Annotated in this window: 5 protein-coding genes; 2 read left to right on the forward strand and 3 right to left on the reverse strand. The window is 47.6% G+C overall.

The window, feature by feature from the left end; genetic code table 11:
- Positions 1-98: 98 nt before the first annotated feature.
- Together AAA942_RS16005 and rluF are read left to right on the forward strand one after the other, a co-directional pair.
- Complete coding sequence (locus tag AAA942_RS16005) at positions 99-1,379, forward strand: M23 family metallopeptidase (protein WP_338221299.1); 1,281 nt, start codon at positions 99-101, stop codon at positions 1,377-1,379.
- Between the two features lie 53 nt (positions 1,380-1,432).
- Positions 1,433-2,158, forward strand: a complete 726-nt coding sequence (gene rluF, locus AAA942_RS16010; protein ID WP_338221300.1) for a 23S rRNA pseudouridine(2604) synthase RluF — start codon at positions 1,433-1,435, stop codon at positions 2,156-2,158.
- Between the two features lie 87 nt (positions 2,159-2,245).
- Here the strand turns inward: rluF and AAA942_RS16015 are convergent, their stop codons facing one another.
- The 3 genes from AAA942_RS16015 to AAA942_RS16025 form a co-directional block, all read right to left on the reverse strand.
- Positions 2,246-4,651 carry an OmpA family protein gene (locus AAA942_RS16015; RefSeq protein ID WP_338220094.1) on the reverse strand — a complete coding sequence of 802 codons (2,406 nt, stop codon included), beginning with the start codon at positions 4,649-4,651 and terminating at the stop codon, positions 2,246-2,248.
- A 2-nt stretch (positions 4,652-4,653) separates the two neighbouring features.
- Complete coding sequence (locus AAA942_RS16020; RefSeq protein WP_338220095.1) at positions 4,654-5,628, reverse strand: PorP/SprF family type IX secretion system membrane protein; 975 nt, start codon at positions 5,626-5,628, stop codon at positions 4,654-4,656.
- Positions 5,629-5,733: 105 nt separating this feature from the next.
- Positions 5,734-12,060: a DUF7507 domain-containing protein gene (locus AAA942_RS16025; RefSeq protein WP_338221301.1), complete on the reverse strand. Its 6,327-nt coding sequence runs from the start codon at positions 12,058-12,060 to the stop codon at positions 5,734-5,736.
- Between the last annotated feature and the right edge of the window lie 31 nt (positions 12,061-12,091).

Below are 12,091 nucleotides of genomic sequence, written 5' to 3' on the forward strand. Positions count from 1 at the left end.
CAATATTCTTTGGAAAAAAGACCTTTTTTTCCTTTTTTAGTTAATTATTATTACCACAATCTTCACCCTGATCAATGAAAAACTTACGGACAGGTATTATGGCTCTATTTATTGTAGTTGGAGCCATCGCAACTTTCCAAATTTTATCCTCAGAAGTAGCCGATACGGATTCAATTGAAGATCAGCCCCTCGATTCGCTAGCCTTGGAAGCTGACCCCCAAACCTATCTATATGGAATCAATGTCACGGGTTTGAATATAGTAGAGGGCACGGTGAATAAAAATCAAACTTTGGCCTCTATCCTTTCGCCTTTCAATGTTCCCTATCAGATCATAGACGAAATCGCCAAAAAGTCCAGAGAAGTATTTGATGTAAGGTGGATTGCTGCAAACAAGAAGTTTACAATTCTTACCCCCTCTGATTCCTCTCAAGCCCAGTTTTTCATTTATGAGCCCAATCCAGCCGAATATGTTGTGTTCAATTTGGACTCTTTGGAAATATATAAAGCCGAAAAGCCAGCGGAATTCAGAACCAAAGAAATCGGAGGAATTATAGATCGCTCCCTTTATGTAGACATGGACGAAAAAGACGTTTCGATCCAGATTATCAACAAATTCGCAGATCTATTTGGATGGTCGGTTGATTTTCAGGCCCTGCAAAAGGGAGATGTTTATAAAGTGGTATATCAGGAAAAAGTGGTGGATGGGCAGGTAGTTGGAGTTTCAGGAATTCAGTTAGCTTATTTTGAGCACAAAGGAAAACCCTACCATGCCATCCCATTTGAGCAAAATGGAGAATTGAATTTTTTTGATCAGGATGGAAACTCTTTGAAAAAAGCCTTTTTGAGAGATCCTTTAGAATACACCCGAATTAGTTCCAGATACAATCTGAAACGTTTCCACCCCGTACAGAAGCGATATAAGCCTCACTTGGGGACAGATTATGCAGCCAGAACTGGGACTGAAATCCGAACTGTGGGTGATGGGACGGTGGTGGAAGCCAGATATACTTCTGCTAACGGGAATTATGTGAAAATCAAACATAACGGAACCTATACCACCCAATACCTTCATATGTCCAAGATCGGCAAAGGAATCAAACCCGGAGTCAGAGTACAACAAGGTCAGGTAATTGGGTATGTAGGTAGCACGGGACTTGCTACCGGTCCTCATCTTTGTTTTAGATTTTGGAAAAACGGAAAGCAAGAAGATTGGCTGAAGGAAGAAATACCACCATCGGAGCCAATTTCCGAAGCCAATCGAATGGCTTTTGAATCCAAAAAGATGGAATCCTTGAGCTTGCTAGCGGCAATCAAGATCTCAAACAGTGAAAATCTGGCTGTGAAAAATTCGATTTCTGCTCCTACTAAATCAGAATAATCAGATAATCTGCTCACTTCCAGCAAGTTTTCACACGGCTTTATTCCATTTTTATGGACCAAAACTCCATCAGAATAAACAAATACCTGAGTGAAGTAGGATTTTGCTCAAGAAGAGCTGCTGACCAATTGCTCGAAGAAGGGAGAATCACCATTAACGGGAAAATTCCTGACCTAGGCACAAAAGTTTTCCCTCAGGACATTGTCAGAGTAGATGGTAAAGTGGTTGGAAAACCCAAAACCAATCATGTCTACATTGCTTTCAACAAGCCGGTAGGAATAGTTTCCACTACAGATACAAAAGGCGAAAAAGACAATATCATTGACTTTATTGGACACAAGGAGCGAATTTTCCCAATAGGAAGGCTGGATAAAGACAGCGAAGGTTTGATCTTGTTGACCAGTGAAGGTGATATTGTCAATAAGATTCTGCGGGCAAAAAACAATCACGAAAAGGAATACATCGTAACCGTGGATCGGCCAATAGATAAAAATTTCATTAAAAAGATGTCCTCAGGTATTCCGATTTTGGATATGGTCACGGATCCCTGCAAAGTAGAGCAAATCAGCAGATTCAAATTCAGAATCACACTCACTCAAGGGCTGAATCGGCAGATCAGAAGGATGTGCCAGTATTTAGGATATTCCGTGAAGCAATTGAAGAGAATACGGATTATGAACATCCATTTGGATATTCCGGTGGGAAAATGGAGGGACTTGAGTGAAAAAGAGTTGGAAGAGTTGAATTCACTTTTGGTAGATAGCTCCAAAACCATTTAATGATTAAAGTATAGACATAAAACCGAAAAGGCCTTAAGATCACTCTTGAGGCCTTTTCGGTTTTTATATCTTTGGATGATCCGATGCTTACATCGTATCCACCTTTTTCTGTCTTCCGGTGTAGCCGAAGCTGCTTTTGCCCACTCTCAGCTCGGTCCTTCTGTTCAGCTGGTGCATCGCAGGCGTACAGGTCACACTGTTGCAGTCGTGGATCGGTCTTGTCTCTCCAAACCACTGGTACTCCAGCCTGTTCTCCTCAATCCCCCTGTTGATCAGGTACTCACGCACCACATCCGCTCTGCGCTCGGACAGCTTCTCGTTGTACTCGTCACTGCCCCGCTGGTCGGTATGTCCCTCGATGTACAGCATCAGATTCGGAAGTCTCCTCAGCATCGCTCCCACCTGCTCCAGCTCCTGCTTGGATACCGATCTGAGCATCGACTTGTCAAAGTCAAAGTAGATCGTCGGGATCTCCGCTATCTCCTCCTGAATCTTCTCAAACAGATCCTCCGGCTGGCAGAAGTCCATGTCCTTCAGCTCCTGCGGAATCTCGTAGCTCTTGGTCGGGTCAGGAAACGCCTCCAGCACCAGCTCCGATCTCCTGTTCAGCTGATGGCTGTCCTCCGAGCACGGCTTCCCGTTCCCGCAGTCATTAACCAACTGGCTCTCTCCGAACCATTCCAGACGGATTCGGTCCGAGCTGATTCCCTTCGCCCCCAGGTACTCGGTCACCGCCTTCGCCCGGTTGTTGGACAGACGGATGTTGTACTCGTCACTCGCCCTGGAGTCCGTGTGGCTGGCCACCAGCAGGTCCAGGAAGCTGTATTTCTCCATCAGCTCAGCCAGCTTGTCCAAGGCCGGCCTCGCGTCCTTGCGGATCGCAAACTTGTCCAGGTCGTAGTACACCAGGTCCACGTGCACCGGCAGCTGATACGGGATCGGTACCAGCTGGTACTCCCGCTTCACCGTGTCCCCGGCAAAGCCTTTCGTCGTGATCGTCTCGTCGGTCAGCGGAAAATAGCCCGGCTTGCTGATCGTGATCCCAAAGTCGCTCTCCGGCTCCAGTTGGGCCGTAAGCTCCCCTTTGCCGTTTCTGGCGGTAGGGACCATGATCCCCTGCGTCTTGTCACGGAACGTGGCCAGGTAGCTCTCCGTGATCACGTTGCCGTTGCAGTCCAGCACTCTGGCCAAAAACTGCTTGTACATCTCCCTGGCCATGTAGATATCGTCCAGTCCCTTGCCGCCCTTTCGGTTCGAGGACAGGTACACTGTCTTGTCCTTGTCTTCCCGGTAGGCAAAGTCATCGGCCAGCGAGTTGATCGGATAGCCCATGTTTCGTGTATTGCTGATAGTGGCTTCCGTATAGTCCGCTTCAAACACATCCATCCCCCCGAAGCCTTCATGACCCGTCGAACTGAAGTAAAACTTGTTCCCCTTGCGGAACGGATGCGTCTCGTTGGCCGACGTATTCACACCGGGGCCCAAAGGTACCGCGCTGCCGAACACCAGACTGTCTCCCGATACGCTGTATTCGCTGTAGTACAGGTCATAGCCGCCCAGACCTCCCGGCATATCCGAGGAAAAGTACAGCCTGCCGGCTTCCTCATCCACATACGGGTGCATCACCGAGTACCGCAGTGAGTCGTTCAGCGGAAAGGCTTTCGCTCCTTCCAGCTTCCCTTCTGCATTCACCTTGCTGTAGTAGATCTCCACCTGCACCATCACCGTGTCCTTTCTGGGCTTCACTTTACCCGGGTCACGGGTCACCGTGTAAAACAGCACCTTCTCCTTCACCGAGTAGCTCGGGTCCGAAAAGCTCTTCGTCTTCGGTACGTCGCTCACCAACGCACTGATGTTGCCTTCCCCGTCCTGACGGTACACCGTGAAGTAGCCCCGGTCGGTGTAGTCGCTCTTCTCCTGGCTGAACAGCTTGTTCCGACCGTCGATCCGGATACCCGGCATCTTGTCCGGATAGCTGCCCCCCCGGTCCGAAACAAAGTACTTGTTCCCCTGGCCGTCTTCCACCATCGAAAAGTCCGACTCCGAGCTGTTCAGCTCTTCCACATTCTCCAGCTTCAGCTTCCTCGCACTCTCCGGAATGTCCCGCTTCTCGATCCCCAGGCTGTCCGCTGTCAAGCCCTTCGCCTGGATAATCGATACCGCTTCCTCAAAGTTGTCGGTCAGTATCCCCGCCCGCAGAAGCGCACGGTAGTCTTCTCCCGTCGCCTCTTCGTAGCCCACCGTGGTCTTCCACCAGTCGTAAGATGCCTGGTAATCCCTTATCTTGTCCTGAGCCAGCGCCGTCTTCCGCGCCGTCTCGTAGTTGGGCTTCTTCGCGTACGCTTCCTTGTACACGTCCAGCGCATGCTGGTAGTTCATCAGCTCCATCTGCTCGTCAGCATAGCGTACTCTCGATTTTTGTGCCTCCGCTATACCCGTGGTCCCGATCAGCAAGCCTGCCGTTATTGTCAGTAGTGTCAGTGTCTTTTTCATAATCAGAACCATCTTTGGTTTTTCATCATTGAAGTCCTAGGTATCATATAGAAGCCCAGTGAAAACTCGTGCGAGTTGCTCCGGTAGTCCTGCAGCACGTTCAGGTTGTGGTCATACGCATACCCGATGCGCAACCGGTCCGTGGCAAATATCTCGATGATCGCCGCTATTGCGTTCCGGCTGCTCAGGTTCTCCTCCAGGTTGTCGTTCCAGATCTTCACGTTGCTCCGGTAACTGCCCCCCAACCAGATCCGGTCGTAAAACAGAAACATCGCGTTCAGATCGTAATTCGTCGGCGCTCCCTTCACTTCCTTGATCAGAAAGCTCGGCTTGAACGACACCGTCTCCGACAGCTCCAGCAATGCCCCTGCTGTCAGGTAGTAATGAAAGTCATGATACGCCAACGCCACATCCTCCCGCTCCAAGGCCTTCTTGCCGATCATGTTGTACACACTGAAGCCCGCATAAAACTTCGGCGTGTGGAAAAACAAACCCGAATTCAGGTTCGGTGTGAACAGGTTCACACGTCCCTCCGGAATCTCCACATCGTTCGGATCATTCGGATCCAGCAGGTCCCCATCGATCATGTACTCGGTCACACCCGCACTCACGCCCAAACCCAAATGGCTTTTCCTACCTGTCTGAATCCGGTACGCATACGTCAGCAAGCCCCCGGTCGTACGCGCTGGACCCAGATTGTCCGACAAAATCGAGATCCCAAAGCCCATCCTCCCCTCGTTCGCACTCAGATCCGCCGTCACCGTGAACGTCTCCGGACTCCCCGGAAAACGGATCCACTGGCTCCGGTACGTCGTCTGGATGTACGGCTCCCCCTTGTAACCAGCATACCCCGGGTTCACATGCAGCCCGTTGAATATGTACTGGCTGAACTGTGGCAGCTGCTGGCCAAAACTACCCCCGGTACCCCAAAGGGATACCAAAAGGGTCAGTGCTATCAATTTAAAAGTCGTTTTCATGTGCTTGTATTTTGCTTTGCTATGGCCACATGAAATCTCGCATGCGGTCTTACACATCACTTGGTTTGACATTATTTCCATGCTCGATTTCATTTGTGCTATCGATTATTCTTTGATTACCTGAATCCAGCCTGTGAACTCGTGAACTCGTCCACTTCGATCTGTAAGCTTCAAGACGTAGAAGTAAGTACCCGCTACCTGACCTGGAGCATCCCAGTCATTCTGATAGTTTTCCTTCTCTAGTACATGGTCTCCATATCTGTTGAAGATCACTATCTCACTGTCTGTAAACTTACCAAGTCCCTTAATCTCGAAGGTGTCGTTGTCACCGTCTCCATTTGGCGTAATCACATTCGGAATTCTGAATGGCAATACCGTGTTCACATCCGTATCTCTATTGTTCTGATCATCGGTATCATCCTCTTCAGAATCAACAGTCACCACGTTCTGAATCTGTCCAGCATCCCCTGCCTGAACTCGGACTCTGAGGGTGATCACTCCGTCAGCTGGTAGGAATGGAACATTCCAAGTCACTGTACTGCCACTTACTGCTGGGCTACCTACTTGAATCTGAGGATCACTTACACTCACTACTCTAGAGCTTAAGTAAGTCACACCTGCAGGAAGATTATCCTCAATAGTAACACCAGTGGCTGGAGTACCTCCGATATTGCTCACCACTATCTCGTACTCAAACTCGTCTCCTTCGTAGATCTCTGCCTCGAAAGATGTCTTCGTCACAGCCAAATTCACGTTGTCATTTAGAATTCTGAAGAATACCAGGGCATCATCATTATTCTCTGGGAAGTCAGTCTCTCTGAGCACATATCTTAAGGTATAGTCTCTGACCTCATTCACATTTGGAACTAGGCTCAACTCACCGTTATCGTTGATCAAGAGACCTATAATTCCATCCAATTCAGTGAATTCGAAGTCCACATCCGCAGGATCAGGTCGCTGACCTTCAAGTCGGTCATTGTCCAGAATATTTCCTATCACACCGCCGAAGCTGATGAAGTGTGAACCGAAGTCATCATCGTTGGCAATGATTTCTACCTCAGTTAATAGGCATCTCCATCCGAAGTCCATATCCAGATGAATACGGTCATTGGCAGATACTTCTTTTGTCACTGAAGGCTCTGTAGTCAATCCACATCGCTCTTCGAATCTGATTCCGTTGATATCAGTCATTCTGCCATTGGCATTTGGCAATACTTTGACTTTTCCGGTAGACTCCATGAAGGAAGCCTGCTGTTGGATAAAGGTATCGTTGATGAAGGTAGCAGTGTATTGACCGAATCTATTTTCATCGATTCTTTCTCTCCAATAGCCAAGAACACCCACAATAATCTCCGATTCATAACCTTCCGGTCCAGTGACCATGATGTTGAAGCTTTGATCATTACCAAATCCGGCTTTGTTCAATTCGCCTTCATTTTCAGGACCGTCATATCTACCGTCACCGTTCAAGTCAAACCACTCCCAGTCTCTGATTGAGATTGGTCCTGCAGTAGGATCGTTCAAGGTTACCTGACCGTCATCGTTGGCATCAAACCACTCGTTTTGAATTCCGTCTTGATTGATGTCATACCATACAAAGTCTCCCAGAACTGTTCCACCATAGGTTTCATAATTGAAGTTTTTAGTCTGGAACACACAAGCCTCAATAAAGGTGAAGAACAATGAGCTTTGCACTGGGAACAACCCTCTAACTGAATTCAGATTAGCATCTTGAACTTGTAGTAAGTACTGACCAGGTGCAAAATCCTTGAAGGTATAACGACCATCTGCACCAGTCACCAAGATCAAAGGCTCACCTGGAGTTGATTCTTGCGGAATCAATGTCACCGGCACACCTGCCAACGGTAGACCCGTGGTATCATCGATAAGTATACCTGTGATGAGGGTATCATCGATACAAGCGATCTCTACAATTTCATCTGCTTCATCAGATACTTCCTCTTCAGTCACAGGATCTGTGTAGGTCACTTTTGCCACATTGACAATCGCCTCTTGAGAAGCAATATCCTCAATCGTCACAGTATAGCTCGTCTCGAAAGTAACTGCATCCCCTGGATTAAGTACACCAATTATCTCTTCCAAACCAGTCAAAGGATCGGAAACCATTAGCTCAGTGAGTGTTGTGTTTCCAGTATTAGTTACCACAATGGTGTAATTAATTACTTCACCTTCATCCTGAACAGCTTCCACATCTGCCACTTTTGTAATAGTTATCGCAGAGGTTCTATCGATTGGAGTTTCGATCTCCGTTTCATCTTTCGGATCTTCTTCTCCTTCTGGACTGTCACCGGAAGTTAAGGCAGTGTTCAATACAAAGCCTGCATCCACGTCATCCTGAGTCACCACGTAGTCAGTATTCACTGCTGTGGATGCACCTGGTGCCAAGGTTCCTACATTGATATCCAATCCAGTCAATGGATCCTCTACCGTCACATTGGTCAAGGTCACATTTCCGGTGTTGGTCACGGTCAGCGTGTAAGTGATTACATCACCTTCTCCGTCTACCTGAGCTCCGTTATCGCTCTTCACGATCTGGATACTTGGATTTCTCTCTATTGGAGTTTCCTCGTCATCCTCGTCGGTCGGCGTTTCCTCATCTGGACTATCGCCGGAAGTCAAGGCAGTGTTAAGCACGAATCCTGCATCCACATCAGCTTGAGTTACCACATAGTCAGTATTCACTGCTGTGGAAGCTCCAGGTGCTAGGGTTCCTACATTGATATCCAATTGGGTCAATGGATCCTGAACAGTTACGTTGCTCAAGGTCACATTACCTGTGTTGGTCACTGTCAGGGTGTAAGTGATCACATCACCTTCTCCGTCTACCTGAGCTCCATTGTCGCTCTTCACGATCTGGATGCTTGGATTTCGCTCAATAGGCGTCTCAATCTCAGTATCATCCTCAGGATCTTCTCCGTCGGGGCTTTCACCTGTAGTCAAGGCCGTGTTCAGTACGAATCCTGCATCTACGTCAGCTTGAGTTACCACATAGTCAGTATTCACTGCTGTGGAAGCTCCAGGTGCTAGGGTTCCTACATTGATATCCAACTGGGTCAATGGATCCTGAACCGTTACGTTGGTCAAGGTCACATTACCGGTATTGGTCACAGTAAGCGTATAAGTGATCACATCACCTTCTCCGTCTACTTGGGCGCCGTTGTCAGACTTAACCACCTGAATAGATGGGTTACGATCAACTGGTGTTTCAATATCGGTATCATCTTCTGGATCTTCTCCATCAGGGCTTTCACCTGTAGTCAAGGCAGTGTTCAGTACGAATCCTGCATCTACGTCAGCTTGAGTTACCACATAGTCAGTATTCACTGCTGTGGAAGCTCCAGGTGCTAGGGTTCCTACATTGATATCCAACTGGGTCAATGGATCCTGAACCGTTACGTTGGTCAAGGTCACATTACCGGTATTGGTCACAGTAAGCGTATAAGTGATCACATCACCTTCTCCGTCTACTTGGGCGCCATTGTCTGTCTTAATGACTTGGATCGCCGGATTCTGAGGAATCACCGTTTCGGTGCAAGTCTCACAATCAGTGCTAGGCTCTTCTACTGGAGTCGGATCAGAAGACTCGTCCTCTACCTCTACTCCTTTTGGTGAGGTGCCTTTTGCCAAAGCCGTGTTCACCACATAGCCCGCATTGATATCGTCCTGAGTCAGCACATAAGTGGCTGTGAAGGTCGTGTTGTCACTCGCTCCAGGTGCCAGGCTGATCGGTCCACCGGATACAGTCACCAATGGGTCAGTCACCGTGATGTTGCTCAAGGTCACATTGCCCGTGTTGGTTACCGTAAAGGTGTAAGAGATTGTTTCTCCTACATTTCCAAAGCCGTCCTGATTCTCATCATTGAAGACACCGTCTTTCAGCAACGCGATCGCCGGATTCTGAGGAATCACCGTTTCAGTACAAGTCTCACAATCAGTGCTAGGCTCTTCTACCGGAGTCGGATCAGAAGACTCATCCTCTACAACTTCATCGTTTGGTGCAGTTCCCTCTGCCAAAGCCGTGTTCACCACATAGCCCGCATCAATATCATCCTGAGTCAGCACATAGGTGGCTGTGAAGGTCGTGTTGTCACTCGCTCCAGGCGCCAGGCTGATTGGTCCACCGGATACAGTCACCAATGGGTCAGTCACCGTGATGTTGCTCAAGGTCACATTGCCGTTGTTGGTTACCGTAAAGGTGTAAGAGATTGTTTCTCCTACATTTCCGAAGCCATCCTGGTTCTCATCGTTGAAGACACCGTCTTTCAGCAATGCGATGGCAGGATTGATTTCGAAGCACTCTTCAACAGAATCTTCATCGCTAATAAGGATTCTTCTTTCTCCATTTTCAGCTGGTAGTGTTTCATCGTTTTCGATTTCTTCAGCATATACCGTCGCAGCAGCTGTATTTGTCACACAGAGGCCGTCAATCAACTCCTGAGTAATTTCCAATTGGGTGGTTTCAGTCCAAGTAGCCTGAGGTGCCAAGGATGAAATAGTCCACATTTCTCCCGTCAAGTCATCTTTAACTTCTATGTTGAACAATTCAACATCACCTGTATTGGTTACTTTTATTTCATAAGTGATAAAACCGTCTACTTGGTTATCATTTTCAAGAACTGACTTCTCAACCAATATTCCTGGTGAAACCACTCTTACTGTTACAATGGCGGTATCACAATTGGTCGGGTTAGGATTAGTACAGATTCTGTATTCCAAGGTGTAAATACCTGGAGTCAATCCTGGAGCGACATCAACCAATCCTGTCGCAGGATCCAATATCAATGCACCCGGAGTAGATTGAGTCACCTCAAAGATGTCAACCAAAGTTGTGTTCAATGGAGATGTTCCATCCAACAATCGGTCATTATCCAAAACATTGACAATGTTGTCGAATCCAAATTCGAACACTGGAATGGCAGTCATATCGTCGTCCTCAGCAATTGGAGGATTCGGATTAGGATTACAATCTTCAGTAGCTCCCGGATAATTCACTTCAACCTCTACTTCTGGATTCAATCTGAAAATCACATAGGCTCCAGGCTCTCTTACTTGATAGAAGTTGAATTGACCAGATACCCATTGCATATTCTCAAATTTCCACCCTGGCCAAGCGCTACCATATCCTCCAGGCAAGGTATCTGCTCCAGGGAATAGCATGAAGCCTTCCAAACCAATGTTTTCATATTCAATGATCACATTGTCATCCTTATCATACCAAGTCATGGTCAAAGGTGTTGGATCATTCGGAGCCAAATCCTGCAGATCAAAGTTCACCGGAGATAGCAACCATCTCAAGTATGGTGCATCCAGTTCACAATACTCATCCACCTCAATCAATCCCAACAATGGCTCAACAGTCACTGTAATTACAGCCTCGTCGAAGTTGGAAGGATTTCCTACCTCAGTGATTCTGTAGGTCAACTGGTAGTCTCCCGCCTGAGGATTTGCAGCAATAGTGATTACACCATTGGCGTCCACGGTAAGAGTTCCTGTTGGATCCGGTGTTACAGTGGTCAATACCACATTAGCCGGAGTTGCAGGTCCACCTTTCAACTCATCATTGGTCAAGGCATTCACTGAGGATACCTGCGGATTTACAGAGAACTGGAATGTACCTGCATTGTCATCCACCGCCAGAATTTCATTAAATCGAGAAGTAGCTGTTTCTTGATCTGGATCAGACTCGATTTCATCCTGTCCAAAGAAGCCCTGTCCAGTGGCAATGTTTGTCACGGAACCTGCTACAAGGTCTCCCTCACCAATGGTGTAGGAAGCAGTGAAGATAATTTCTTCTCCAGGAGCAAGCGAAGCAGTGTTCGCAGGATCTGCAATGGTTCCAATCTTATCATCTTCCACTGTAAATGGTCCAGTCAAGGTCACATTACCCCTGTTGGTGACAATGTATTTGTATTCTACTTCATCCCCTACCAAGCTGTAAGGATCACCACCTGTGATTTCCTTGAGGATGGTCAACTCAGGAGTCTGAGTGAAGCAAGCTTCAGCAGAAGATTCATCGCTCAAAATCACTTCATATGGAAGCTGTTGGCCTTGTCCAGGAACTACCCTTGCATCTATAAAGTACTCTCGAACCTCTGCGATAGCTGTATTCTCATAACATCTGCCATCAATCAATTCCTGAGTAATTTTCACTACTACCTCTCTGGTATCGTCTTCTTCAGGAACCAATTCATCAATGATCCAATTATCACCAGTTTCAATATCCTCTACATAGATATCGTAAAGGGTTACATTTCCTGTATTGGTCACTGTGATCTCGAAGATCAAGTCTCCGCCTAGAATATCTTCGTTGGATTTGACTGACTTCAGGATTGAAAGGTCTGGACTTTGAGTCGCATCCACCGTCTCGGTGTCCGTATTCGAGGTCACCCCGTTGCCGCTCGCGCTGGCCACGTTGGTCACACTGCCCGCATTCAGGTCCGCC

It is taken from the genome of Algoriphagus sp. oki45 (assembly GCF_036245605.1).
In the GTDB taxonomy this organism is placed as follows: Bacteria; Bacteroidota; Bacteroidia; order Cytophagales; family Cyclobacteriaceae; genus Algoriphagus.

Coding starts and splice junctions, on each gene's coding strand:
- AAA942_RS16005 (WP_338221299.1), top strand. CDS start 99: ATGGCTCTATTTATTGTAGTTGGAGCCATCGCAACTTTCCAAATTTTA.
- rluF (WP_338221300.1), top strand. CDS start 1,433: ATGGACCAAAACTCCATCAGAATAAACAAATACCTGAGTGAAGTAGGA.
- AAA942_RS16015 (WP_338220094.1), bottom strand. CDS start 4,651: ATGAAAAAGACACTGACACTACTGACAATAACGGCAGGCTTGCTGATC.
- AAA942_RS16020 (WP_338220095.1), bottom strand. CDS start 5,628: ATGAAAACGACTTTTAAATTGATAGCACTGACCCTTTTGGTATCCCTT.